We start from the raw sequence: 25,030 nt of genomic DNA on the forward strand, positions 1-25,030 counted from the left end.
GGAGTGAGGAGTGCGTATGCGTCGCCGTCTGGCACGAGCTCTGTCCTGGCCCTTGGCCCTGACAGCCGCGGTACCCGCCCTGGTCATGGGCTCCAGTGCTCCTGTGGCCGCCGACAGCGTGGTCATAGGCGGCTTTCCCGTCGAGGTGTCCCAGAGCCCGTGGACGGTCGCCCTGTCCAGCCGTGACCGGTTCGGGGGTACGCGCGCGGGTCAGTTCTGCGGAGGTGTGGCGGTAGGCCGCACGACCGTGCTCACCGCGGCCCACTGCCTGGACGAGAACGTCCTGGGCGGGCCGCCGGAGCGAGTGCAGGACCTCAAGGTCATAGCCGGACGCACGGACCTGCTCGCGGACCACGACGGCCAGGAGATCGACGTGCGCCGTACCTGGGTGAACCCCGCCTACGACGGGATCAGCAATGCCGGGGACTTCGCTGTGCTCACTCTCGCCGAACCTCTGCAAGGTGAGTCGATCACCATGGCGGCCGGCGGCGATCCGGCATACACCGCGGGTCAGACCGCGACGGTGTACGGGTGGGGTGACATCTCGGGGGCCGGGGAGTACCCGGACAGTCTGCGGGCGGCGCGTGTGCGTGTGCTTCCCGATGCGCTGTGCGAAGAGGCGTATCCGGGCGGAGCGGAAGGCACCTACGACGCCACGAGCATGCTCTGCGCCGGTGAGGTCGAGGGAGGCCGGGACGCCTGCCAGGGCGACAGTGGGGGTCCACTGGTGGCCCAGGGACGCCTGATCGGACTCGTGTCCTGGGGGATCGGCTGTGGTGAGGCCGGCAACCCTGGCGTGTACATGAGGGTGTCCGACATCATGCGGACACTCGGCTGGAGACGGGCGCCGTCCGCGGGCCTGTGAGGCGTCCGGACGGAGCCTGCGCCGGGCCGGCGAACGCGGACGGGCGGTTGCCTCTGGTGATCAGAAGCAACCGCCCGTCCACCGGCCTGTGCCGGGCTGGCTCGTCGTCGGACGCGAGGTGTCAGCGCTCTTCTTCGACGGCGTTCGCGGGAACGGACGTGAGCCGCTCCGTCTCGTCCTGTATCTCAGCGGCGATCTTCTTGAGTTCCGGCTCGAACTTGCGCCCGTGGTGGGCGCAGAAGAGCAGCTCTCCGCCGCTGAGCAGGACGACGCGCAGGTACGCCTGGGCGCCGCAGCGGTCGCAGCGATCAGCGGCCGTCAGCGGGCTCGCGGGGGTCAGAACAGTAGTCACGTCGCCTCTTCTCTAGCTCGACGAGCTGTCGTACCAGGGTCAACATCCAACCAGCCCCAAAACGTTCCCGCTCGTGGCTTTTCCTCGAAAGAATCTTGCGAGGCGGCTGTCTGCTGCCGGTTGGCGGCGAATGTGCCGTATTGCGTGTCTATGTGTCTTACGGGGCTTCGCGTTGTATCGGTGGTCGGTCCTCCCGGCTGGGTTGCCGGTTGTTCATGAGGACGTGCCCGGAGCCTAAATGGTTCATGCCTCGAAGGGAACGTGATGTGTACTTCACTCCATCGAGGGATCGAACACTCATACGAGTGTGGACTAGTGTGAGTTTTCGACGAGGGTGGCGTTACAACGGCTCTACCAGGCCTCGGTACCCTCTCACCGGTGACTGAAGCCGCGCCCTTACCCACAAGGGCGCCATCCGAAATTCAGCGAGGAGCGAACCGCGTGACCGCCGAGACGTCCGTGCCGTCCACAGCTCTGCTGGCAGGAGCAGACCGGGACGGATCCAACTACACCGCGCGGCACCTGCTCGTCCTCGAGGGGCTCGAGGCCGTACGCAAGCGCCCGGGCATGTACATCGGGTCGACCGACAGCCGTGGTCTGATGCACTGCGTCTGGGAGATCATCGACAACTCCGTCGACGAGGCCCTGGGCGGGTACTGCGACCACATCGAGGTGATCCTCCAGGACGACGGATCGGTCGAGGTCCGGGACAACGGCCGGGGCATCCCGATCGACGTCGAGCCCAAGACCGGCCTCTCCGGTGTCGAGGTCGTCATGACCAAGCTGCACGCCGGCGGCAAGTTCGGTGGCGGCTCCTACGCCGCCTCCGGCGGTCTGCACGGCGTCGGCGCCTCCGTGGTGAACGCCCTGTCCGCGCGGCTGGACGTCGAAGTGGACCGTGCCGGGCACACCCACGCGATCAGCTTCCGGCGCGGTGTTCCCGGCGCCTTCGCGGGGAACGGCCCGGACGCCAAGTTCGAGGCCAAGGGCGGCCTGCGTAAAGCCAAGAAGATCCCGAAGACCCGTACCGGCACGCGCGTGCGGTACTGGGCCGACCGCCAGATCTTCCTCAAGGACGCCAAGCTCAACCTGGAAACGCTGCACCAGCGCGCCCGCCAGACGGCCTTCCTGGTGCCCGGCCTCACCATCGTCGTGCGCGACGAGTACGGGCTCGGCGAGGGCGGCAGCAAGGGCGAGGAGTCCTTCCGCTTCGACGGCGGCATCAGCGAGTTCTGCGAGTACCTGGCGAACGACAAGCCGGTCTGCGACGTGCTCCGCTTCTCCGGGCAGGGCACCTTCAAGGAGACCGTCCCCGTCCTCGACGACCACGGCCAGATGACGCCCACCGAGGTCACCCGCGAACTCGGCGTGGACATCGCGCTGCGATGGGGGACGGGCTACGACACGACCCTCCGCTCGTTCGTGAACATCATCGCCACCCCCAAGGGCGGCACCCACGTCGCCGGCTTCGAGCAGGCCGTCGCCAAGACGATGAACGAGGTACTGCGCACCAAGAAGCTGCTGCGCGTGGCCGAGGACGACATCGTCAAGGACGACGCCTTGGAGGGCCTGACCGCGGTCGTCACCGTGCGCCTCGCCGAGCCGCAGTTCGAGGGTCAGACCAAGGAGGTCCTCGGCACCTCGGCGGCCCGCCGCATCGTGAACAACGTGGTCACCAAGGAACTCAAGGCGTTCCTCACGTCCACCAAGCGGGACGCCGCACAGCAGGCCCGTGTCGTGATGGAGAAGGCCGTCGCCGCCGCTCGCACGCGCATCGCCGCCCGGCAGCACAAGGACGCGCAGCGTCGCAAGACGGCCCTGGAGTCCTCCTCGCTGCCGGCCAAGCTGGCCGACTGCCGCAGCGACGACGTGGACCGCAGCGAGCTGTTCATCGTCGAGGGAGACTCCGCACTCGGCACGGCGAAGCTCGCCCGGAACTCCGAGTTCCAGGCGCTGCTGCCGATCCGTGGCAAGATCCTCAACGTCCAGAAGTCGTCCGTGACGGACATGCTGAAGAACGCCGAGTGCGGCGCGATCATCCAGGTCATAGGAGCCGGCTCGGGCCGGACCTTCGACATCGACACCGCCCGCTACGGCAAGATCATCATGATGACCGACGCCGATGTCGACGGCTCGCACATCCGTACCCTGCTGCTGACGCTGTTCCACCGCTACATGCGGCCCATGGTCGAGGCCGGCCGGGTCTTCGCGGCGGTGCCGCCGCTGCACCGCATCGAGATCGTCCAGCCGAAGAAAGGCCAGGACAAGTACGTCTACACGTACTCCGACCGCGAACTGCGCGACAAGCTCATGGAGTTCCAGAGCAAGGGCATCCGCTACAAGGACTCGATCCAGCGTTACAAGGGCCTCGGTGAGATGGATGCCGACCAGCTGGCCGAGACGACGATGGACCCGCGCCACCGCACACTGCGCCGGATCAACCTCTCCGATCTGGAGTCCGCCGAGCAGGTCTTCGACCTGTTGATGGGCAACGACGTGGCGCCGCGCAAGGAGTTCATCTCCAACTCGGCGGCGACGCTCGACCGCTCGCGGATCGACGCGTAGCGCTTCGTCTGTCCCCGGCCGTGTGGCGCCGCCGGTCGGCACGATGGCCGGTCGCTCCCCGCGGCGATCCGGCATGCCTGACAGCCGATCACGGGCCTGTGGCGCCGCGGCTCCGCCACGTCGGCGCGGGCGCCGGGAGAAGGGCGTCCAGGTCCTGGGTGCACGCTCTCCGCAGGTATGGCTGCGAACAGTGTCTCTCCCCCCCCGGGTGGAGAGACACCGCGCCGGGAATCACCCCATGATCCACCCAGGCTCCGATCCCGTGGTCTGGGTGGATCGGTAGCGCCGTAGGCATCGGCGGCACTCGCTGCCGACATCCCCTCTCCCCGCACGGGACAGCCTCGTCCTGCCGTGAAGACCCACATCAACAACCTCTTCACCAAGACCGGACTCAAGGACCTTGCGCTGGCGGTGCGTTACGCCTACGGCAAGGGACTCACGCGGCCACCAGCGGTTTAGTCACCTGATGGGGTGAAGTGGGAGGGGAAGAAGAGTCGGGGATCTTCCCGTTCTGTCCATCCTTGGGTATGCAGCAGAGCAAGGGCCGTCCCCGCGGCGGCGGAACGGACCAGGAGAGTCCGGCCGACATCCTCGACGGCCCGGTCCCGGTCCTGGCCGAGGAGGCCGAACATTTCAGGTACGACGATCCCTGGTACGACGCTCTCGCCTCCGGTTGGGGCGAGTCGGCCGATGACGGGGCGCACGCCCATGCGCTGGTTCCGCCTGCGCGCGGGGAGGACCGAGCGGGGCCCGCGGCGGCCGATGTGTATCTGGAAGTGCAGCGCAGTGCGGCCTTTCAGGAGGTGCGACGGCGCTACCGGAGGTTCGTGGTGCCGGCGTTCGTGGCCTTCTTCGCCTGGTACGTGGGCTACGTCGTCGCTGCCACGACCGCGCCGGAGTTGATGGCGCGACCCGTCGCGGGAGCGGTGAACGTGGCGATGGTGGCGGGGCTGGGGCAGTTCCTGTCGACGTTCCTGCTCACCTGGGCCTACGCACGGCACGCGCGGCTGCGCAGGGACCGGGCGGCGCTCGAACTGCGGTGGGACACACAGGAACTGGCGCGTGGTGTGAGCGGTGACAGGCCGTGACGGGGGAACACCAGACACTGGCGTTGCTGCTCTTCAGCGCATTCGTCGCGGTCACGCTGGGGATCACCACCTGGGGCAGCCACAACAGACGCGGTTCGGCTGAGGAGTTCTACGCCGGAGGGCGGCTCTTCTCACCCATGGAGAATGGTTTTGCCATCGCGGGTGACTACATGTCGGCCGCGTCCTTCCTGGGAGTCACCGGACTCATCGCGCTGTTCGGCTACGACGGGCTGCTGTATGCCGTGGGGTTCCTCGTGGCATGGCTCGTGGTGCTGTTCCTGGTCGCCGAACTGGTCCGCAACTGCGGCCGGTTCACCCTCGCCGACGTGGTGGCGGCACGGATGAGGGAGCGGCCGGTCCGGATCGCGGTGGGAACGTCCTCGGTCACGGTCTCGGTTCTGTACCTGGTGGCGCAGATGGTCGGCGCGGGCAGCCTGGTGGCGCTGCTGCTCGGCGGTACGAGCGACGCGGCTCGGTCCTGGACGGTCATCGGCGTGGGCGCGCTCATGGTGATCTACGTGTCACTGGGCGGGATGCGGGCGACCACATGGATCCAGATCGTCAAGGCCGTCCTGCTGCTGGGGGGCACCGTCGCGCTGACGGTGCTCGTCCTGATGCGGTTCCACGGCGACGTGGACCGGCTGCTCAGCACGGCGGCCGAGCGCAGCGGGCACGGGGAGGCGTTCCTGACACCGGGACTGAAGTACGGCGGGGACTGGACCGCCCGCTTCGACTTCGTCAGCCTGGGCCTGGCCCTGGTGCTGGGTACGGCGGGGCTGCCGCACATCCTGTCCCGCTTCTACACCGTGCCCACCGCGCGCGCCGCCCGCCGCTCGGTCGTCTGGGCCGTCGGACTCATCGGTGGTTTCTACCTCATGACGATCGTGCTCGGGTTCGGTGCGGCCGCCATCGTGGGGCCGGACGCGGTACGCGGGTCGAACGCGGCCGGAAACACGGCGATTCCGCTGCTGGCGCTGGATCTGGGCGGTGGTGCGGGGTCCACGGGGGGGACGGTTCTCTTCGCGATCGTCGCCGCGATCGCCTTCGCGACGATCCTCGCCGTGGTCGCCGGCATCACACTCGCGTCCTCGGCATCAGTGGCCCACGACCTGCACGCCTCCCTGCGGCGCCGCGGAGCGAAGCCGCGCAGCGAGGTGGCGGTGGCCCGCGTCGCGGCCGTCGGCGTCGGTGTGGTGGCGATCGGGCTCGGTCTGCTGGCGCGGGACCTCAATGTGGCGTTCCTGGTGGGCCTGGCCTTCGCCGTCGCCGCGTCGGCTAACCTGCCGGTGCTGCTGTACTCCCTGTTCTGGCGCGGCTTCACCACACGGGGCGCAGTGTGGGCCGTCTACGGCGGCCTCGTCCCGGCCGTGGTGCTCGTCGTGTTGTCCCCGGTGGTCTCCGGTAGCCCCGAGTCGCTCTTCCCGGCCCTGGACTTCCAGTACTTCCCGTTGCAGAACCCGGGCCTGGTCTCGATCCCCCTCGGCTTCCTCTCGGGCTGGCTGGGGACGGTCACCTCGGCGGAGGCCCCGGACGAGGCCAAGCACGCGGAGACCGAGGTGCGGTCGCTGACGGGCGCGGGAGCGGCGTAGGGGCAGCGCGCTCGGTGAGGACACCGGCCACCAGGACTTCTGGGCCGGCGTCCTAACCGCGGGTCGCCCACACGTAACGGTGTTCCGGGCGGCCCGCGTCGCCGTACTTGAGGGTGAGCCTGGCCCGTCCTGTGCGCTCCAGGAGCTTCAGATAGCGCTGGGCGGTCTGACGGCTCACCCCGGTCCGCTCGGCGATCTCCAGGGCGGACAGGGGCCTCTCCGCGTGCATCAAGGACTGGCGGACCAGCTCCGCGGTGGTGGGGGAGTGGCCCTTGGGCAGGTCCGGCTCCGACGGTGCCGACAGCGCGCCGAAGATGCGGTCCACCTCGGCCTGTTCCGCCTCCCCGCCGCCGTCCAGGGTGCGGCGCAGTTCCGCGTAGGCCTCCAGTTTGCCGCGCAGGCCGGCGAAGGCGAACGGCTTGACCAGGTACTGCAGAGCGCCGTGCCGCATCGCCGCCTGCACGGTGGAGACGTCCCGGGCAGCCGTCACCATGATCACGTCGGTCTGGTCGCCGCGCCGTCGCATCTCCTGGACGACCTCGAGCCCGGTGGCGTCCGGCAGGTAGTGGTCCAGGAGCACCAGGTCCAGCCGCGGCAGCGTCTCCAGCCGATGCAGCGCGTCCGCCGCGCTGTGGGCCTCACCGGCGACGTGGAACCCCGGCACCTTCTCCACGTAGGCGGCGTTGACCCGTGCGACTCTCACGTCGTCGTCCACGACCAGGACCTCGATCATCACGACTCCTTCTCGGCGGTCTGCGGAGCTGCCGGCACGGTCAGGACGGCCGGTTCCGGGCCGGGCTCGGATAGGGCCTCGGGCAGGACGACGGTGAACTCCGCGCCTCCGCCGTGTGCTTCGCCGACCGTGGCGCTGCCACCCTGCCGTTCGGCCAGCCTGCGTACCAGGGAGAGCCCGAGACCCCGCTCGCGGTGAGCCGGGGGCTTCTTCGTAGACCATCCCGTGGTGAAGATCAACTCCCGGTGCTCCGGCGGGATCCCCGGCCCCGTGTCCCGCACCCCGAGGATCACCGTGCGCCCCTCGGCGCGCAGTTCGACCTCCACGCGCGCGTGCGGCTCTCCGGCGACGGCGTCGAGGGCGTTGTCCACCAGGTTGCCCACGACCGTGACGAGACCCTGCGGGTCGACGAGCCGGTCGGGCAGCCGGGTCCGGTCCGACACCCACAGGGTGACGCCCCGCTCGGCCGCGACGGTCGCCTTGCCGACCAGCAGGGCGGCGAGCAACGGGTCCTCGATCCGTTCGGTGACCTGTTCCGCGGTGGCCCGGTGATCACCGACCACCTCGCCGACGAACTCGACGGCATCGTCGTACATCTCGAGTTCCAGCAGCCCCAGAAGCGTGTGCATGCGGTTGGCGTGCTCGTGGTCCTGGGCGCGCAGGGCGTCGATCAGGCCGCGGGTGGAGTCCAGCTCGCGGCCCAACTGCTCCAGCTCGGTGCGGTCGCGCAGGGTGGCCACGGCACCGCCGTCGTCGGTGGGCATGCGGTTGGCGACCAGCACCCGCTGGCCGCGCACCGTGAGCAGATCCGTGCCGGTGACCCGTCCGGCCAGCACATCGGCCGTACGGCCCGTGCCGAGCGCTTCGTCGGGGGAGCGGCCCAGCACCGCCTCCCCGATGCCCAGCAGGCGCTGTGCCTCGTCGTTCACAAGGCGGATGCGGCCGGTGCGGTCCAGAGCGACGACGCCCTCCCGGATGCCGTGCAGCATCGCCTCACGTTCGGACAGGAGCGCCGCGATGTCCGAGAACGCCAGGTCCCTGGTCTGCCGCTGGACCCGCCGTGAGATGACCCACGCGGCGAGCGCGCCCACGGCCAGGGCTCCGCCGGCGTACGCCAGGAGCCCCGGTATGGCGTGGATCAGCCGCGCCCGGACGCTGTCGTAGGCGATGCCGACCGAGACCGCGCCGATGACGCTGCCGTCGCTGTCGCGCAGTGGCACCTTGCCCCGGGCGGAGCGGCCGAGGGTGCCGCTGTCGATCTCCATGACCTCCTTGCCGGCCAAGGCCCGGCCGGGGTCGGTGGAGACGGTGCCGCCGATCTGCTCGGGGTCGGTGTGCGACCAGCGCACGCCCCGCCAGTCCATCACCACGATGTACTCGGCCCGGGTGGCCTTGCGGATTCGCTCGGCTTCCCGCTGGACCGGGCCGTTCGGCGCGGGAGGGGTGTCCCGCAGGTCCTCCGCGAGGTCGGGCAGTTGCGCGGTCGTCTGCGCGATCGCGAGCGCGCGGCGCATGGCCTGGTCGTCCAGCTGGTTGCTCAGGGGCGCGAGGAACAGCCCGGTGGCCAGCACCGCGACTCCCGCGGCGATCACCACCTGCATCAGCAGCACCTGTGAGAAGACCCTCCGGGGCAGGCCGAAGCGCAGGCGGCGTGCGGGGGGAGTGCGGCTCATACCCACGACCGTACGTGCGGACGGCTACCTGCCCTAGACGGGTGTGGCGTGGATCTCCAGATCAATGTGGGCAAGCGGGTGCGTCAAGGTCCTCAAGGGGCAGCATCCATGCTTGACGGGGGCGTCAATACTTGATCACGGCGTCCATACCAGCAGCCCGCAGCGGTAACCCTGCGCCTCGTAGCGGAAGCCCGGATGTCAGCCGGCCAGTGCCGTCGCGAGTCGCAGCTCGCGCACCGCCACCACGTCCATCCGAGCGGGCGAACCGAGCACGGACGCCCCGCAGCTCTCCGGGCGGGGCGGCAGACCCGCGCTCTGTGCCACGTCGACCTGCCAGCGGCGTCCGTCGATGTGGGCGAGGGTCACCTCCCAGCGCGGGGCGGCGCCGGCCGTTCGGACGACGCTCAGCGCCTCCGCGGTGAATTCGCCGATCCTGGTGCGCACGGCGAGTTCGGCAGCCTGGCCGGGCCGGTCCCAGGCCGAGCTGCCCCGGCACCCCTCCACGACGATGCGCCCCTCCTGGGCGCCGTGCAGGACTTCCTTGAGGGAGTGGGCCTCGGCCCGCCCGTACGCGTATCCGTACGGCAGCACGAGCGCCGTGGGGGAGAAGCGGTGACCACCCAGATGGGTGACCTCCCAGACGCCCTCGACCCCGGACGTCGCCAGTTCGGCCGCGAGGGGACGGCCGAGGAGGGCGCAGCAGCGGTCACGCTTGCCGTTGGTGCACACGAGGGCCAGCGGGCCGCCCTCGTGGGGCCGGCCGCCGAGCAGCGCGTCGAACGTGCGGTGGTCGCCCCGGCCGAGCGCGGCGAAGTCGAGGCCGAGCAACTGCCCGGGGTCCGAGGTCGAGGCGCTGTGCAGCCACACGTTCCCCGGGACCACGTGCCCCACGTAGACCCGGCGCGTGGAAGGCATGCGGCGGTCCGCGTGGCGCCCGGGGCGGCGGATGAGCGCGATCCGCACGCCCGTGTCCTTGGCGGCCGACTCCATGGCACGCCCCAGGGCGGGGTCCAGGTGGCTCGAGGTGAGCGCCTTGGCACCCCATGGACCTGGCTGTTCCAGCAACAGCCAGGTCGTGGCGATGGCCGCGGTTCCCGAAACGGGCTCGTCGAAGTTCCGGGAGACGCTTGAGCACGTACTCACAGAGGTGAGCCTAACCTGACTTGGGTCGTGGCGGCCTCCGGCCCCGGCGCGCTCTACTCCGGCAGTGGCTGAGGAGGCTTCGGACCTGCGTAAAGACCGCTCGGCCGCATTCGCAGCGGCCGTTCGCCGTACTCCTCCAGGGCGTGGGCGATCCAGCCCGCCGTGCGGGCCACGGCGAAGATCGTCTCGCCTGCGGTCGGTGCCATGCCGCACGAGGCGGTGAGTACCGCGAGCGCCAGGTCCACATTGGCGTGCAGGGGGGTGTGGCGGGCGGTGGTCTCCACGATGTCGCGGGCGGCGAGGAGAGCCGGTTCCGCGCGGGGGATCCGTTCCAGGAGGGCGAACAGGGCACGCGCGCGTGGGTCCTCCCCGGAGTACAGCCGGTGTCCGAGGCCGGGGATACGGCGTCCGGCGCGCAGTTCGTCCGCGATCACGGGGGCCGGGTCGCCCTGTTCCAGGACGTCCTGCAGCAGCCGGTGGGCGAGCCCGCTGGCCGCGCCGTGGAGCGGGCCCTCGATCACCCCCAGCCCCGCGGAGACCGCCGCGTAGGGATGGGCGCGGGCCGACGCGGCGACCCGCACCGCCAGAGTGGAGGCGGCCAGGTCGTGGTCGACCAGGAGGGCCAGCGCGGCGTCCAGGGCGCGCAGGGAAGCCTCGTCGGGGTCCTTGCGCATCGACAGCCTGCTCCACAGCCGGTGGGCCAGGGGGCCCTCGTCGAGGCGGTGACGCCCGGCAGGAGGCAGTGCGTCGACGAGTGTGGGGATGAGGGCGCGCGCGGTGCCGAGCACGGCGTCCTCGGACAGGTCGAAACGCAGGGGGTCGGCGGTCGCGGCGGCGATCGTGGCCACCCGCAGCAGGTCCGTGGGGGCGGCGTGTTCGGGCAGTGCGTCGACGGCGCGGCGGGCGACGGCGACGGAGGCCGCGGGCGCGGTGAACGTGCTGCCCGGGCGCATGTGCCCCGTCCACAGCCACTCGGCGACCTCCTCGTAGGTGTGCCGTGTGGCCAGGTCGACCGCGTCGACACCGCGGAAGAAGTAGCGGTCGCTCTCGATGAGTGTGATGCGGGTGCGTACGGACAGCTCGCCGCCCGGACCGGAACCACCTGCGCCGTCCCGCCTGTTGCGCCGGGCGAGGGCCTCGACCTCCGTGGCGTCGAAGGTGCTGCCGCGTCCGCCGCTCACCCGCCGGCTGCTGAGCTGGCCGCGGCTGACGTACGCGTACACGGTCTCCGGCTTCACACCGAGCAGCTCGGCGGCCTCCTTGGTACTCAGCCGTCGTTCCGCGCCGAGGGGGGCGGGTTCTTGATCGCGCATGGGGGCCACCGTATCCGTCCAGCGAACCATTGACTCATCTATTGATTCAATCAATATTGACAAGCTCAAAGTCAATCATGGACAGTCAAATCAAGTCCAGGGAGGAACTCATGCCCGACAACAAGTCAGCCGCCATCCTTCTCGAAGCACCTCGGGGTCTCGCCGGAGTCGTCGTCACCGACACCCGCATCGGCGACGTCCGCGGACTGGAGGGCTTCTACCACTACCGGCAGTACTCGGCCGTCGATCTCGCGCGGACCCGCGGCTTCGAGGACGTCTGGCATCTCCTCGTGCACGGTGAGCTGCCGGACGCCGCGCGCAGCGCGGCCTTCGCCGCCGAGACCGCCGCGCTGCGCGGGCTGCCCGACGAGGTGCGAGCGGCACTGCCCGCCGTCGCGGCGGCCTGCGGACGTTCCGGACCGCTGGCCGGGATGCGTACGGCCCTGTCGCTGCTGGGCGCGGCGAAGGGGTTCCGCCCCGTGTACGACATCGACGCCGACCGGCGCCGCCAGGACACGATCGAGGCGTCCGCGGCCGTACCCACACTGCTCACGGCGCTGCACCGGCTGGGCCGGGGCCTGGAACCGCTGGAGCCGCGTGAGGACCTGTCCTACGCGGCGAACTACCTGTACATGCTGACGGGTTCGGTGCCCGCCGAGCCGCACGCACGGGCGATCGAGCAATACCTGATCTCAACCATTGATCACGGATTCAATGCGTCAACCTTCACGGCCCGGGTCATCGCCTCGACGGGCGCGGATGTGGCGGCGTGCCTGGCCGGGGCGGTGGCGGCGCTGTCAGGTCCGCTGCACGGGGGCGCGCCCAGCCGGGCGCTGGACACCCTGGACGCCATCGGCACACCGGACCGTATCGAGCCCTGGGTGCGTCAGCGGGTGCTCGCCGGTGAGCGCATCATGGGGTTCGGGCACGCGGTCTACCGCACGGAGGACCCGCGGTCACGGATGCTGCGCGAGGTCGCCCAGGGGTTCGGCGGACCGAGGGTGGACTTCGCCGTCGAGGTCGAGCGTCGGATCGAGGCCGTCCTGGCGGAGCTGAAGCCCGGCCGGGAACTGCACACCAACGTCGAGTACTACGCGGGCGTGGTCATGGAACTCTGCGGTCTGCCCCGCGAGATGTTCACTCCGACCTTCGCCGCCGGGCGGGCGGTGGGATGGAGCGCCAACATCCTGGAGCAGGCTGAGGACACGAAGATCATCAGGCCCGCGGCACGGTACGTGGGGCCGGAGGCGCCGGCGCCCGTGCCCGCCTGAGGTGTCCTCAGCCGGGTTGCGGGGGCGTCGCCCCGAGTGCCGCGGAGGGCCGGCCCCAAGACGCCCCCGAAGACGGGGAGGCGGGCGAGCACAGTGGTTCACCTCGGCATGGATCTCACGGCTCGTATTCTGGGGCGGCATCCCCATCCCCCACGTGTGCCGGGAACGCGAGCCGGTGCACGCGACGGCGCGAGAAAGGTCGCACGGTGAGCCAGCCGAGCCCGCACCCGCAGCAGATCCCGGTCGTCGTCCTGACGGGATTCCTCGGCTCGGGGAAGACCACCCTGCTCAATCACCTCCTGCACCGCAGTGGCGGCAGCCGTATCGGGGCCATCGTCAACGACTTCGGGGCGATCGAGATCGACGCCATGGCCGTGGCGGGAGCACTCGGCGACTCGACGGTCTCCCTCGGCAACGGCTGTCTGTGCTGCGCCGTCGACGCGAGCGAACTGGACCAGTACCTGGAGCGGCTCGCGGAACCCTCCCTCGGCATCGACGTCATCGTGATCGAGGCCAGTGGTCTCGCCGAACCGCAGGAACTCGTGCGGATGCTGCTGGCCAGCGAGCACCCGGGGGTTATCTACGGCGGGCTCGTCGAGGTCGTCGACGCCGCCGAGTTCGAGGACACCCGGGGCCGGCACCCCGAGATCGACCGGCACCTCGCGCTGGCCGACCTCGTCGTGGTCAACAAGCTCGACCGGGCGGTGGACGGCGAGCGCGTCCTCGGGCTGGTCCGGTCCCTCGTCGACCGGGCCGCCGTGGTCCCGGCCATTTACGGCCGGATCGACCCCGAGTTCCTCTTCGACTGCCGGCCGAGCGAGGAGCGCATCGGGCAACTGTCCTTCGACGACCTGCACGAACACGGCCCCGAGGGGAGCGAGGACCACACGGGCGCGGACCACACCGGGCATCTGCACACCGCCTACGACAGCCTGTCGTTCGTCTCGCCCGAGCCCCTCGACCCGCGCCGGCTGATGACGTTCCTCGACAGCCGGCCGGAGGGGCTGTACCGGATCAAGGGCTACGTCGACTTCGGGCCGTACGACCTCCGCAACCGCTACGCCGTCCACGCCGTCGGGCGCTTCCTGCGCTTCTACCCCGAGCCCTGGCCGGCCGGCGACGAGCGCCTCACCCAGCTCGTCCTCATCGGCTCCGGCATCGACGCCGCCGCTCTCGGCAAGGAACTTCAGGTGTGCAAGAACGACGCCCCGCACGCCGACGAGCACGGCATGTGGGGCGTCCTGCGGTACGTGCGCCATCCCGAGGAGGACGGCGCCGACCCGGCGTGGAGCGACCCGGCCTAGACCGGCCCGGCCACGACCGCCACCGTCTTCGCCAGGGACACCCCCGAGCCGTCGCGGCGCGGGTCGATCTCCGGGAGCTCGGCCGGGGTGCCGTTCTTCTGCGCCGCCAGGGCCGGGGCAGGGCCCGCCCAGGCCAGGGACAGGCAGTCCTCGCCCTTCAGGAACCGCTGGCAGCGGACTCCGCCGGTGGCGCGGCCCTTGCGCGGGTACTGGTCGAACGGGGTCAGCTTGGCCGTCGTCTGGACCGAATCGTCCAGCGTGCCCCGGGAGCCCGCGACGGTGAAGACGACGGCGTCCACGGCCGGGTCCACCGCCGTGAACGAGATGACCTTCGCGCCCTCGGCGAGCTTGACGCCCGCCACACCGCCGGCCGGACGGCCCTGCGGGCGGACCTGGGCCGCCTGGAAGCGCAGCAGTTGTGCGTCGTCGGTGATGAAGACCAGATCCTCCTCGCCGGTGCGCAGCTCGACCGCGCCGACGATCCGGTCGCCCTCCTTGAGGGTGATCACCTCGAGCTCTTCCTTGTGGGCCGGATAGTCCGGCACCACGCGCTTGACGACGCCCTGAGCCGTGCCCAGCGCCAGGCCGGGCGACGCTTCGTCGAGTGTGGTCAGACAGACCACCGTCTCGTCGTCCTCCAGGGAGACGAACTCCGCCAGCGGGGCCCCGCCCGCGAGGTTCGGTGACGGCAGCGACTCCGGAAGCTGGGGCAGGTCGATCACGTTCAGCCGCAGCAGTCTGCCCGCGGAGGTGACCGCGCCCACCTCGCCGCGGGCCGTGGCGGGCACCGCCGAGACGATCACGTCATGCTTCACGCGCTTGGCACCGGCGTCCTCCGCGAACGGCTCGCCGTTCGCCGTACGGGCCAGCAGACCGGTGGAGGACAACAGCACCCGGCACGGGTCGTCGGCCACCTGCAGCGGCACGGCCGCCACCGGGGCACCGCCCGACTCCAGCAGGACCGTACGCCGGTCGGTGCCGAACTTCTTGGCGACCGTGGCCAGTTCGGAGGAGACCAGCTTGCGCAGCTCCGCGTCCGAGTCGAGGATCCGGGTCAGCTCCTCGATCTCCGCGGTGAGCCGGTCCTTCTCGGCCTCCAGCTCGATGCGGTCGTACTTGGTGAGACGGCGCAGCGGCGTGTCCAGGATGTACTGCGTCTGCACCTCGCTCAGCGAGAACTGCTCCATCAGGCGCTGCTTGGCCTGCGCGGAGTTCTCACTGGAGCGGATCAGCCGGATGACCTCGTCGATGTCGAGCAGGGCCGTCAGCAAGCCCTCGACCAGGTGGAGCCGGTCGCGCTTCTTGCCGCGGCGGAACTCCGAGCGCCGCCGTACGACGTTGAAGCGGTGGTCGAGATAGACCTCCAGGAGTTCCTTCAAGCCCAGCGTGAGCGGCTGGCCGTCGACCAGCGCGACGTTGTTGATGCCGAAGGACTCCTCCATCGGCGTCAGCTTGTAGAGCTGCTCCAGGACCGCCTCCGGCACGAAGCCGTTCTTGATCTCGATCACCAGACGCAGGCCGTGCTCGCGGTCGGTGAGGTCCTTGACGTCGGCGATGCCCTGGAGCTTCTTCGAGCCGACCAGGTCCTTGATCTTGGCGACGACCTTCTCGGGGCCGACCGTGAACGGCAGCTCCGTGACGACGAGGCCCTTGCGGCGGGCCGTCACGGGCTCGACCGACACCGTCGCCCGGATCTTGAAACTGCCGCGGCCTGACTCGTAGGCGTCCCGGATGCCGGACAGGCCGACGATGCGGCCGCCCGTCGGCAGGTCGGGGCCCGGGACGTGCTTCATCAGGGCGTCGAGATCGGCGTTGGGATGCCTGATGAGGTGGCGGGCGGCGGCGATGACCTCGCGCAGGTTGTGCGGCGCCATGTTCGTGGCCATGCCGACCGCGATGCCCGAGGCGCCGTTGACCAAGAGGTTCGGGAAGGCGGCGGGCAGGGCCACCGGCTCCTGCTCCTGGCCGTCGTAGTTGGGGTTGAAGTCGACCGTGTCCTCGTCGATGGACTCCGTCATCAGGCTGGTCGCCTCGGCCATCCGGCACTCGGTGTACCGCATGGCGGCCGGCGGGTCGTCGTTGCCCAGCGAGCCGAAGTTGCCGTGGCCGTCGACCAGCGGGACCCGCATCGAGAAGGGCTGGGCCATGCGCACGAGGGCGTCGTAGATCGACGCGTCGCCGTGCGGGTGCAGCTTGCCCATCACCTCGCCGACCACGCGGGCGCACTTGACGTACCCCCGCTCGGGGCGCAGGCCCATCTCGCTCATCTGGTAGACGATGCGGCGGTGCACCGGCTTGAGGCCGTCGCGGGCGTCCGGCAGGGCGCGGGAGTAGATGACCGAGTACGCGTACTCGAGGAAGGAGCCCTGCATCTCGTCGACGACGTCGATGTCGAGGATCCGCTCCTCGTACGAGTCGTCGGGCGGCGGGGTCTTCGTGCTGCGGCGGGCCATCGCTGCCGGCTCCTTCTGTTTCCTGGTCGCTCGCCTATGGGCACTGATGCCGGTGATGCGAGGCCGATCGTGCTCAACCCTTCGGGCCTCCGCGCGCTCGCCCTCTCATCACCGGCGCGCCCTTCGGCTCGCTCATGCTGAAGCGTGAACGAGAACTGACGCCGACCATTGTGGACCGCCGCACTGACAACCGGGACCGCGACCCGGTCCGGGGCACATCCCGTGCTGCGGGGAAAAGGTCGCCGCCGGGAACTTCACCAGGGCTCCGCGCGCTTGCATACAGTGGCAGGACCGGCAGAAATCCGCGGTCTGAACAACCGCTCAGCGATCGAGGGGACGTACATGCCCATGGGTCACACGGCCACAGCCCAGGCAGGCTCCGGGGGCCTGACAGCGACCGAGCACCGCCTGGCCAACGGCCTGCGCGTGGTGCTCTCCGAGGACCACCTGACCCCGGTCGCGGCGGTGTGCCTCTGGTACGACGTCGGCTCACGCCATGAAGTCAAGGGACGTACCGGCCTGGCTCACCTCTTCGAGCATCTGATGTTCCAGGGCTCCGCGCAGGTCAAGGGCAATGGTCATTTCGAGTTCGTCCAGGGCGCGGGCGGCTCTTTGAACGGCACGACCAGCTTCGAGCGGACCAACTACTTCGAGACCATGCCCGCCCACGAGCTGGAGCTCGCCCTCTGGCTCGAGGCCGACCGTATGGGTTCGCTGCTGACCGCGCTCGACGACGAGTCGATGGAGAACCAGCGCGACGTCGTCAAGAACGAGCGCCGCCAGCGTTACGACAACGTCCCGTACGGCACCGCCTTCGAGAAGCTGACCGCCCTCATGTACCCGGAGGGCCACCCGTACCACCACACGCCGATCGGCTCGATGGCCGACCTGGACGCGGCGACCCTGGAGGACGCGCGCGCCTTCTTCCGCACCTACTACGCGCCGAACAACGCCGTACTCTCCGTGGTCGGCGACATCGACCCGGAGCAGACCCTCGCCTGGATCGAGAAGTACTTCGGCTCCATCCCCGGTCACGACGGCAAGCCCGCCCCCCGCGACGGCTCGCTGCCGGAGATCATCGGCGAGCAGCTGCGCGAGGTCGTCGAGGAGGAGGTACCGGCCCGTGCCCTGATGGCCGCCTACCGGCTGCCGCACGACGGCACGCGCGCGTGCGACGCGGTCGACCTGGCCCTCACCGTTCTCGGCGGCGGCGAGTCCTCCCGCCTCTACAACCGGCTCGTGCGCCGCGACCGTACGGCCGTGGCGGCCGGCTTCGGCCTCCTGCGGCTCGCCGGGGCGCCCTCCCTGGGGTGGCTGGACGTGAAGACGTCCGGTGACGTGGAGGTTCCGGTCATCGAGACCGCCATCGACGAGGAGCTCGCCCGGTTCGCCGAGGAGGGCCCCACGGCCGAGGAGATGGAGCGCGCCCAGGCCCAGTTGGAGCGCGAGTGGCTGGACCGGCTCGGCACGGTCGCGGGCCGCGCCGACGAACTGTGCCGGTACGCCGTGCTGTTCGGCGACCCGCAGCTCGCCCTGACCGCCGTCCAGCGCGTGCTGGAGATCACGCCGGAGGAGGTCCAGGAGGTCGCCAAGGCCCGCCTGCGGCCCGACAACCGAGCGGTCCTCGTCTACGAGCCGACCGCCCCCGAGACCCCCGCCGACCAGGACGAGAACGAGGAGGCGGCCCGGTGACCGAGCTCGCCACGATGGACTTCCACCCCCGGCCGCAGGCGGGCGACGCCAAGCCGTGGGCCTTCCCCGCCCCCGAGCGCGGTGCGCTCGACAACGGCCTGACGGTGCTGCGCTGCCACCGACCCGGCCAGCAGGTCGTCGCCGTGGAGGTGCTGCTCGACGCCCCCCTGGACGCCGAGCCCGCCGGCCTCGACGGTGTGGCCACGATCATGGCCCGGGCGTTCTCCGAGGGCACCGACAAGCACTCAGCCGAGGACTTCGCGGCCGAGCTGGAGCGCGCCGGCGCCACCCTCGACGCGCACGCCGACCACCCCGGCGTCCGGCTCAGCCTGGAGGTGCCGGCCTCCCGGCTCGCCAAGGGAATGGGGCTGATCGCCGACGCCCTGCGGGCGCCCGCGTTCGCCGACAGCGAGGTCGAGCGGCTGGTGAACAACCGCCTCGACGAGATCCCGCACGAGCTGGCCAACCCCTCCCGGCGTGGCGCGAAGGAACTCTCCAAGGAGCTCTTCCCGGCGGACTCCCGCATGTCGCGGCCGCGACAGGGCACCGAGGAGACCGTCGCCACGATCGACTCCGCGGCCGTACGGGCTTTCTACGAGAAGCACGTCCGCCCCGCCACCGCCACCGCGGTGGTCGTCGGCGACCTCACCGGCATCGACCTCGACGCCCTGCTCGCGGACACGCTGGGCGCCTGGACGGGCTCCCCGGCCGAGCCGCGTCCCGTGCCGCCGGTGACCGCCGACGACACCGGCCGGGTCGTCATCGTGGACCGCCCCGGCGCCGTCCAGACGCAGCTGCTGATCGGCCGGATCGGTCCGGACCGGCACGACCGCGTCTGGCCCGCGCAGGTGCTCGGCACGTACTGCCTGGGCGGCACCCTCACGTCGCGCCTGGACCGCGTCCTGCGCGAGGAGAAGGGCTACACCTACGGCGTCCGGGCGTTCGGCCAGGTCCTCAGGTCCGCTCCGGACGGCACCGGTGCCGCGATGCTCGCCATCAGCGGTTCCGTCGACACGCCCAACACCGGCCCCGCCCTGGAGGACCTCTGGACGGTGCTGCGCACCCTGGCGGCGGAGGGCCTGACCGACGCCGAGCGGGACGTCGCCGTGCAGAACCTGGTCGGCGTGGCGCCGCTGAAGTACGAGACGGCGGCGGCCGTCGCGAGCACGCTGGCCGACCAGGTCGAGCAGCACCTGCCGGACGACTACCAGGCCACGCTGTACCGGCAGCTCGGCGCCACCGGCACCGTGGAGGCCACCGCGGCGGCCGTCAGCGCCTTCCCGGTGGACCGTCTGGTGACCGTCCTCGTCGGTGACGCGGCGCAGATCAAGGCGCCTGTGGAGGCCCTCGGCATCGGCGAAGTCACCGTCGTCACCGCCGAGTAGCCGCACGCGCGTGCAGGGGCCCTGGTTGTCTTCCAAGACACCAGGGCCCCTTTATGCCCGAATTGGGATGGGAGTTGCCTGTCTGCCCTGTGGGATGCGCTACAAAAGCCGGGATCCGTTTGGGAATTGAAAGTGGCGCCGCTTAGCGTCGTCCGGGCTGTTCGTCAGGCAGTGCGCCGCGCCCGCGGCACCGGACAGTCATCGCCGAGTCCCCGTACGGCGCGAGCCAGGGGAGCCGGGGACCCACCGCAGTCCCTGGGGTGAATCGGACGCCCGCGCGTGCCGCGAGGGAGTCCGTAGGAGACCTTCCTGCTCCGAACCCGTCAGCTAACCCGGTAGGCGAGAAGGAAGGAAAGGATCAGCCACCACATGGCGTTCACTCGCGCCACCGGGAAGCACCGTCGTCCCAGCAGGATCCAGCGCGGCACCGCCCGCGCGGCGGGCGTCGCGGCCCTCGCCACCACGGGCGTGATCGGCACCGTGGCGGCCCCCGCGGCCTTCGCCGCCGAGCCCAGCGCCGAGCAGACGGGTCTCACCCCGGTCGTCACCATGGGCGACACCGTGGCCCAGCAGATCGACGCCCAGGCCGTCGCGCAGCAGCAGGCCGCCGACGAGGCCGCCGCCAAGCAGAAGGCCGAGGAGGCCGCCCGCAAGCGGGCCGCCGAGGTGGCCGAGAAGGCGAAGGACGCGGCCGAGAAGGCCCGTGCGGCCAAGGAGCGCGCCGCTCGCGAGGCCGAGCGCAAGCGCCTCAACACCTTCGTGTCCCCGATCTCCGGCTCGTACGTCTCCACCGCCTACAAGGCCAGCAGCGGGCTGTGGTCCTCCGGCAGCCACACCGGCGTGGACTTCCACGCCGCCAGCGGCACCTCCGTCCACGCGGTCGGCATGGGCGAGGTCGTCGAGGCCGGCTGGGGCGGCTCCTACGGGAACAACATCGTGATCAAGATGAACGACGGCACGTACACCCAGTACGGTCACCTGTCGTCCATCGGCGTCTCGGTCGGCCAGAAGGTGACCCCCGGCCAGCAGATCGGCCTGTCCGGCGCGACCGGCAACGTCACCGGCCCGCACCTGCACTTCGAGGCCCGTACGAGCCCCGAGTACGGCTCCGACATCGACCCGGTCGCCTACCTCCGTTCGCACGGCGTCAGCCTCTGACCGGCCACCGCGACGCTGTTCCCGAAGGCCCCGGCTCCCCGAGCCGGGGCTTTCGGCGTTCGCGGCCCCCGGACGGCTCCCTCTGAAGGCCCCCGGGACGGCTCCTTGGATGTCCGCTGTCCAAAAAATATCCATGGATTCCCGCTTGCCGTCGGAAATTCCGGCTCATTGCAATAGAGTCACGGAACACGCGCCGCTCGCCGGCGTTTCACGGGGATTAAGCGGAGGTCGGTCATGCGTATTCCCGCGCACTCGGTGTGCACCGCCATCCGGGACGACATCGTCGCGGGGGTCCACGCGCGCGGCAGCCGGCTCACCGAGGAACTCCTCGCGCGCCGCTACGGCGTCTCGCGGGTGCCCGTCCGGGAGGCGCTGCGCACACTGGAGGCCGAGGGCTTCGTCGTGACCCGCAGGCACGCAGGAGCGTGCGTGGCCGAACCCACCGAGCAGGAGGCGGCCGACCTGCTGGAGATGCGCATGCTCCTGGAGCCGCTCGGTGCGGCCCGAGCCGCCCAGCGCCGCACCGAGGCGCATCTGAAGGTCCTGCGCGGCCTGGTCCGGCTGGGCCAGGACCGGGCCCGTCGCGGCACCGGCGAGGACCTGCGCTCCCTGGGCGTGTGGTTCCACGAGACGCTCGCCCAGGCCTCCGGCAGCCCCGCCCTGACCTCGATGCTCACCCAGCTCCGCCACAAGATCACGTGGATGTACACCGTGGAGGCGCCGCTCAGCCCGGTGGAGTCCTGGACGGAGCACGGCGCGATCGTGGACGCGGTGGCGCGCGGCGACGGCGAGCGCGCGCGGGCGGTCACGGCGCTGCACGCCGAGCGCGCGACCGGGGCGCACCGCCTGCGTATCGGCTCCGCCGGGGAGCGCGCCGACCGTGTGAGGAACTCGCAACATGCCGTAAACACGGCGAGCCTGCGGCATTAACACGGCAGCCGTATACAAAGACAGGGTAATTCTCGGAGTTCCTCGGGTTTTCTCGGGGTTCCCGAGGGTTTTGTTTCTGCTGCCCGGAATCGGTAAATACTTCTCGCTGCCGACCGGTAATGGTGAAGGGCTCGTCCGGTGAATTCGGACGAGCCCTTCACTGTGCGCCGGACGGGGCGCCGGGGAAATCAGACGGTCTCGGGCAGTTCCTCGAGACCCTCGGAGACCAGCTTCGCCAGCCGGTCGAGGGCGGCGTCCGCGCCCTCGGCGTCGGAGGCGAGGACGATCTCCTCGCCTCCCTGGGCGCCGAGGCCCAGGACGGCCAGCATCGAGGCCGCGTTGACGGGGTTGCCGTCAGCCTTGGCGATCGTCACCGGGACGCCTGCGGCCGTGGCGGCTCGGACGAAGATGGAAGCGGGGCGGGCGTGGAGGCCCTCGGCCCAGCCGACGTTGACGCGGCGCTCAGCCATGTGTTGCTGCCCTTCGGTGTTCAGGGTTGTCTAGACCAGTTTCCCATATCGTGAAGCCCACCCGGAGTGGTCCTCTCGTTCCACTCCGGAGGTGCCGTCGGATCGCGGCCTCGACCCGACTGACGCCCTCCACAGACTGCCTCGCGCCGTTGTCAGGCGCTAGCCGTACTCTGGGGCCCATGCAGACCTCGCCGGACCGGCACGCGTATCCCGCCCACTGGGAAGCCGACGTGGTGCTGCGCGACGGAGGCACCGCACGCATCCGGCCCATCACCGTTGATGACGCCGATCGCCTGGTCAGCTTCTATGAGCAGGTCTCCGACGAGTCGAAGTACTACCGTTTCTTCGCGCCGTACCCGCGCCTGTCCGCCAAGGACGTCCACCGCTTCACGCACCACGACTTTGTGGACCGGGTGGGACTCGCGGCCACGGTCGGCGGCGAGTTCATCGCCACCGTACGCTACGACCGGATCGGCGCGGACGGAACGCCCGCGTCGGCACCCGCCGACGAGGCCGAGGTCGCCTTCCTCGTGCAGGACGCCCACCAGGGCCGCGGAGTCGCCTCCGCCCTGCTCGAACACATCGGAGCCGTCGCCCGCGAGCGCGGCATCCGCCGCTTCGCCGCCGAGGTGCTGCCCGCCAACAACAAGATGATCAAGGTGTTCACGGACGCCGGCTACACCCAGAAGCGCAGCTTCGAGGACGGCGTCGTCCGCCTGGAGTTCGACCTCGAACCCACCGACCGCTCCCTCGCCGTGCAGTACGCACGCGAACACCGCGCCGAGGCGCGCTCCGTGCAGCGGCTGCTGGCCCCCGGCTCGGTCGCCGTCATCGGCGCCGGCCGCACACCCGGCGGCGTGGGCCGCAGCGTCCTCGGGAACATCCGGGACGCCGGGTACACCGGCCGCCTGTACGCGGTCAACAAAGCCCTCCCCGACGGGCACAAGGAGCTCGACGGCGTGCCCGCCCACCGTTCGGTGCGGGACATCGACGGCCCGGTCGACCTCGCGGTCGTCGCCGTCCCCGCCGAGCACGTCCCCGAGGTCGTCACCGAGTGCGGCGAACACGGCGTGCAGGGGCTGGTCGTGGTCTCCGCCGGGTACGCCGAGAGCGGCCCCGAAGGACGCGAACGCCAGCGCGCCCTGGTCCGGCACGCGCGCACGTACGGCATGCGGATCATCGGCCCGAACGCCTTCGGCATCATCAACACCTCCCCGCAGGTACGCCTCAACGCCTCCCTCGCCCCCGAGGTGCCGCGCCCCGGCCGGATCGGTCTGTTCGCCCAGTCCGGCGCCATCGGCATCGCCCTGCTGTCCCGGCTGCACCGGCGCGGCGGCGGCGTCACGGGCGTCACCGGCGTCTCCACCTTCGTCTCCTCCGGCAACCGAGCCGACGTCTCCGGCAACGATGTCCTGCAGTACTGGTACGAGGACCCCGACACCGACGTCGTCCTCATGTACCTGGAGTCCATCGGCAACCCCCGCAAGTTCGCCCGTCTCGCCCGCCGGACGGCCGCCGCCAAGCCCCTGGTCGTCGTCCAGGGCGCGCGGCACGGCGCCGCTCCCCAGGGGCACGCCGTCCGGGCGACCCGGCTCCCGCACGCGACCGTGTCGGCGCTGCTGCGGCAGGCCGGCGTCATCCGCGTCGACACCATCACCGAGCTGGTCGACGCGGGTCTGCTCCTCGCCCGCCAGCCCCTGCCCGCCGGGCCCAGGGTGGCGATCCTCGGCAACTCCGAGTCCCTCGGTCTGCTGACGTACGACGCGTGCCTGGCCGAGGGCCTCAGGCCGCACCCCCCGCAGGACCTGACGACGGCGGCCTCCGCGGCCGACTTCCACGCGGCCCTGTCCCACGCGCTGGCCGACGACCGGTGCGACGCCGTCGTCGTCACCGCCATACCGGCGGTGGGGGAGGGCTCGGTCGGCGACGCGGCCCTCGCGCAGGCCCTGCGCTCGGCATCGGCTGCGGCTCCGGCCAAGCCGGTCCTGGTGGTCCACGTGGAGCTCGGCGGCCTCGCGGAAGCCCTGTCGGCGGCGGCCAGCACCGCACCGCAGGCCGCAGCGGAGGCCGATGACGTCCCCCGCCCGGCACACACGGGACGACGCATCCCGGCCCCGGATGCCCCGGTCGACGCCGAGGCCGCCGAGGACACCCACCTCATCCCCGCCTACCCCGCCGCCGAGCGCGCCGTCCGGGCACTCGGCCAGGCCGTCGCCTACGCACAGTGGCGGCGCGACGCTGCCGAACCCGGCAAGGTGCCCGAGTACGACGACATCGACGAGAAGGGTGCCGCGGCCCTGATCGAAGGCCTGCTCGCGCGCGGGCAGGGACTCACCCTCGGCACGGACGAGACCTGCGACCTCCTCGGCCACTACGGGGTTCAGGTCCACCGCGCCCTGCCCGCCCCGACCCCCGACGCCGCCTCGGAAGCCGCCCGCAGCCTCGGCTATCCCGTCGCCCTCAAGGCCACCGCCCCGCACCTGAGGCACCGGGCCGACCTGGGCGGCGTCCGTCTCGATCTCGCGGACGAGGACCAACTGCGCCGCTCCTACGCCGAGTTGACCGAGCTGTTCGGTGCGCCCGAGGAGCTGCGGCCGGTGGTGCAGCGGATGGCACCACGGGGCGTGGACGTCGTCGTACGGGCCGTCATCGACCCCGCGGCCGGAGCGGTGCTCTCCTTCGGGCTGGCCGGGGCCGCCTCGCAGCTGCTCGGTGACACGGCGCACCGGCTGATCCCGGTCACCGACCGGGAGGCGACCTCGCTGGTGCGCTCGATCCGCACCGCCCCGCTGCTGTTCGGCTGGCGCGGTTCCGCACCGGCCGACACGCGGGCCCTCGAGGAGCTGCTGCTGCGGGTGTCCCGGCTGGTCGACGACCACCCCGAGGTCGTCGCGGTCACCCTGGAGCCCGTCGTCGTCGCCTCGCACGGTCTGAGCGTCCTCGGCGCCTCGGTGCGCCTCGCACCCCCTCCCGCCCGCGACGACCTCGGCCCGCGGACGCTCCCGGCGTACTGACAGCAGGCGACCTGTCCCTCGCAGTCAGTGGT

At 70.9% G+C, this 25,030-nt stretch carries 18 protein-coding genes, 1 pseudogene and 1 riboswitch; of the genes and pseudogenes, 12 read left to right on the forward strand and 7 right to left on the reverse strand.

Going from position 1 to position 25,030, the window contains the following annotated elements; translation table 11 throughout:
* Positions 1-16: 16 nt before the first annotated feature.
* Positions 17-865, forward strand: coding sequence for a S1 family peptidase (locus tag ACIQU3_RS31230; RefSeq protein WP_403928961.1), 849 nt, complete (start codon positions 17-19; stop codon positions 863-865).
* Between the two features lie 121 nt (positions 866-986).
* Here ACIQU3_RS31230 and ACIQU3_RS31235 read toward each other — a convergent pair whose 3' ends face one another.
* Positions 987-1,217, reverse strand: a complete 231-nt coding sequence (locus ACIQU3_RS31235; protein ID WP_403738927.1) for a hypothetical protein — start codon at positions 1,215-1,217, stop codon at positions 987-989.
* A 441-nt stretch (positions 1,218-1,658) separates the two neighbouring features.
* On the opposite strand from ACIQU3_RS31235, the gene ACIQU3_RS31240 reads away from it, so the two are divergent.
* The 4 genes and pseudogenes from ACIQU3_RS31240 (at position 1,659) to ACIQU3_RS31255 (ending at position 6,459) form a co-directional block, all read left to right on the forward strand.
* A complete protein-coding gene (locus ACIQU3_RS31240) occupies positions 1,659-3,782 on the forward strand; it encodes a type IIA DNA topoisomerase subunit B (protein ID WP_403738930.1) in 2,124 nt (707 codons plus the stop codon).
* Between the two features lie 351 nt (positions 3,783-4,133).
* Positions 4,134-4,241, forward strand: a pseudogene (locus ACIQU3_RS31245) (DNA-binding response regulator); the annotation flags it as partial.
* 68 nt (positions 4,242-4,309) lie between these two features.
* Entirely contained in the window at positions 4,310-4,870 is a 561-nt protein-coding gene (locus tag ACIQU3_RS31250; RefSeq protein ID WP_403738934.1) for a DUF485 domain-containing protein, read from the forward strand.
* Positions 4,867-6,459, forward strand: a complete 1,593-nt coding sequence (locus ACIQU3_RS31255; RefSeq protein WP_403738937.1) for a cation acetate symporter — start codon at positions 4,867-4,869, stop codon at positions 6,457-6,459. The genes ACIQU3_RS31250 and ACIQU3_RS31255 overlap by 4 nt, the downstream gene beginning before the upstream one ends.
* A 52-nt stretch (positions 6,460-6,511) precedes the next feature.
* Here ACIQU3_RS31255 and ACIQU3_RS31260 read toward each other — a convergent pair whose 3' ends face one another.
* From ACIQU3_RS31260 to ACIQU3_RS31275, 4 genes are all read right to left on the reverse strand, one after another.
* Positions 6,512-7,192, reverse strand: a complete 681-nt coding sequence (locus ACIQU3_RS31260; protein ID WP_403928965.1) for a response regulator — start codon at positions 7,190-7,192, stop codon at positions 6,512-6,514.
* Positions 7,192-8,865 (reverse strand): ATP-binding protein, encoded by a 1,674-nt coding sequence (locus ACIQU3_RS31265; RefSeq protein ID WP_403738943.1) that lies wholly within the window; start codon positions 8,863-8,865, stop codon positions 7,192-7,194. Before ACIQU3_RS31265 ends, ACIQU3_RS31260 begins: the two co-directional genes overlap by 1 nt.
* 198 nt (positions 8,866-9,063) lie before the next feature.
* The gene (locus ACIQU3_RS31270) at positions 9,064-10,008 is read right to left on the reverse strand and encodes a sucrase ferredoxin (RefSeq protein WP_403928968.1); all 945 of its coding nucleotides are present in this window, start codon (positions 10,006-10,008) and stop codon (positions 9,064-9,066) included.
* Positions 10,009-10,061: 53 nt separating this feature from the next.
* Positions 10,062-11,321: a citrate synthase gene (locus ACIQU3_RS31275; RefSeq protein WP_403928970.1), complete on the reverse strand. Its 1,260-nt coding sequence runs from the start codon at positions 11,319-11,321 to the stop codon at positions 10,062-10,064.
* Positions 11,322-11,431: 110 nt separating this feature from the next.
* Between ACIQU3_RS31275 and ACIQU3_RS31280 the strand changes: the two genes are divergently transcribed.
* On the forward strand, positions 11,432-12,592 hold the full coding sequence (locus ACIQU3_RS31280; RefSeq protein WP_403928973.1) for a citrate synthase: 1,161 nt from the start codon (positions 11,432-11,434) through the stop codon (positions 12,590-12,592).
* 206 nt (positions 12,593-12,798) lie between these two features.
* Entirely contained in the window at positions 12,799-13,896 is a 1,098-nt protein-coding gene (locus ACIQU3_RS31285; protein ID WP_403928976.1) for a CobW family GTP-binding protein, read from the forward strand.
* Here ACIQU3_RS31285 and ACIQU3_RS31290 read toward each other — a convergent pair.
* Complete coding sequence (locus ACIQU3_RS31290) at positions 13,893-16,349, reverse strand: DNA topoisomerase IV subunit A (RefSeq protein WP_366714307.1); 2,457 nt, start codon at positions 16,347-16,349, stop codon at positions 13,893-13,895. The genes ACIQU3_RS31285 and ACIQU3_RS31290 overlap by 4 nt on opposite strands.
* 348 nt (positions 16,350-16,697) lie before the next feature.
* Here ACIQU3_RS31290 and ACIQU3_RS31295 point away from each other — a divergent pair, with 348 nt between their 5' ends.
* From ACIQU3_RS31295 to ACIQU3_RS31310, 4 genes are all read left to right on the forward strand, one after another.
* Positions 16,698-18,041: a M16 family metallopeptidase gene (locus ACIQU3_RS31295; RefSeq protein ID WP_403739233.1), complete on the forward strand. Its 1,344-nt coding sequence runs from the start codon at positions 16,698-16,700 to the stop codon at positions 18,039-18,041.
* The gene (locus tag ACIQU3_RS31300) at positions 18,038-19,426 is read left to right on the forward strand and encodes a M16 family metallopeptidase (protein WP_403928980.1); all 1,389 of its coding nucleotides are present in this window, start codon (positions 18,038-18,040) and stop codon (positions 19,424-19,426) included. Before ACIQU3_RS31295 ends, ACIQU3_RS31300 begins: the two co-directional genes overlap by 4 nt.
* 192 nt (positions 19,427-19,618) lie before the next feature.
* Positions 19,619-19,782, forward strand: a riboswitch (cyclic di-AMP (ydaO/yuaA leader).
* A gap of 13 nt (positions 19,783-19,795) precedes the next feature.
* Positions 19,796-20,584: a M23 family metallopeptidase gene (locus ACIQU3_RS31305; RefSeq protein WP_403738971.1), complete on the forward strand. Its 789-nt coding sequence runs from the start codon at positions 19,796-19,798 to the stop codon at positions 20,582-20,584.
* A 234-nt stretch (positions 20,585-20,818) separates the two neighbouring features.
* Positions 20,819-21,514: a GntR family transcriptional regulator gene (locus ACIQU3_RS31310; RefSeq protein WP_403738974.1), complete on the forward strand. Its 696-nt coding sequence runs from the start codon at positions 20,819-20,821 to the stop codon at positions 21,512-21,514.
* 188 nt (positions 21,515-21,702) lie between these two features.
* On the opposite strand, the gene ACIQU3_RS31315 is transcribed toward ACIQU3_RS31310, so the two are convergent.
* On the reverse strand, positions 21,703-21,984 hold the full coding sequence (locus ACIQU3_RS31315) for an HPr family phosphocarrier protein (RefSeq protein ID WP_003993478.1): 282 nt from the start codon (positions 21,982-21,984) through the stop codon (positions 21,703-21,705).
* A gap of 179 nt (positions 21,985-22,163) precedes the next feature.
* Here ACIQU3_RS31315 and ACIQU3_RS31320 point away from each other — a divergent pair, with 179 nt between their 5' ends.
* Positions 22,164-24,998 (forward strand): GNAT family N-acetyltransferase, encoded by a 2,835-nt coding sequence (locus ACIQU3_RS31320; protein WP_403928983.1) that lies wholly within the window; start codon positions 22,164-22,166, stop codon positions 24,996-24,998.
* The last annotated feature ends 32 nt before the right edge of the window (positions 24,999-25,030 follow it).

The organism is Streptomyces sp. NPDC101110 (assembly GCF_044759525.1).
In the GTDB taxonomy this organism is placed as follows: domain Bacteria; phylum Actinomycetota; class Actinomycetes; order Streptomycetales; family Streptomycetaceae; genus Streptomyces.

Coding starts and splice junctions, on each gene's coding strand:
- ACIQU3_RS31275 (WP_403928970.1), bottom strand. CDS start 11,321: ATGCGCGATCAAGAACCCGCCCCCCTCGGCGCGGAACGACGGCTGAGT.
- ACIQU3_RS31305 (WP_403738971.1), top strand. CDS start 19,796: ATGGCGTTCACTCGCGCCACCGGGAAGCACCGTCGTCCCAGCAGGATC.
- ACIQU3_RS31280 (WP_403928973.1), top strand. CDS start 11,432: ATGCCCGACAACAAGTCAGCCGCCATCCTTCTCGAAGCACCTCGGGGT.
- ACIQU3_RS31295 (WP_403739233.1), top strand. CDS start 16,698: ATGGGTCACACGGCCACAGCCCAGGCAGGCTCCGGGGGCCTGACAGCG.
- ACIQU3_RS31260 (WP_403928965.1), bottom strand. CDS start 7,192: ATGATCGAGGTCCTGGTCGTGGACGACGACGTGAGAGTCGCACGGGTC.
- ACIQU3_RS31230 (WP_403928961.1), top strand. CDS start 17: ATGCGTCGCCGTCTGGCACGAGCTCTGTCCTGGCCCTTGGCCCTGACA.
- ACIQU3_RS31320 (WP_403928983.1), top strand. CDS start 22,164: ATGCAGACCTCGCCGGACCGGCACGCGTATCCCGCCCACTGGGAAGCC.
- ACIQU3_RS31315 (WP_003993478.1), bottom strand. CDS start 21,984: ATGGCTGAGCGCCGCGTCAACGTCGGCTGGGCCGAGGGCCTCCACGCC.
- ACIQU3_RS31265 (WP_403738943.1), bottom strand. CDS start 8,865: ATGAGCCGCACTCCCCCCGCACGCCGCCTGCGCTTCGGCCTGCCCCGG.
- ACIQU3_RS31290 (WP_366714307.1), bottom strand. CDS start 16,349: ATGGCCCGCCGCAGCACGAAGACCCCGCCGCCCGACGACTCGTACGAG.
- ACIQU3_RS31310 (WP_403738974.1), top strand. CDS start 20,819: ATGCGTATTCCCGCGCACTCGGTGTGCACCGCCATCCGGGACGACATC.
- ACIQU3_RS31250 (WP_403738934.1), top strand. CDS start 4,310: ATGCAGCAGAGCAAGGGCCGTCCCCGCGGCGGCGGAACGGACCAGGAG.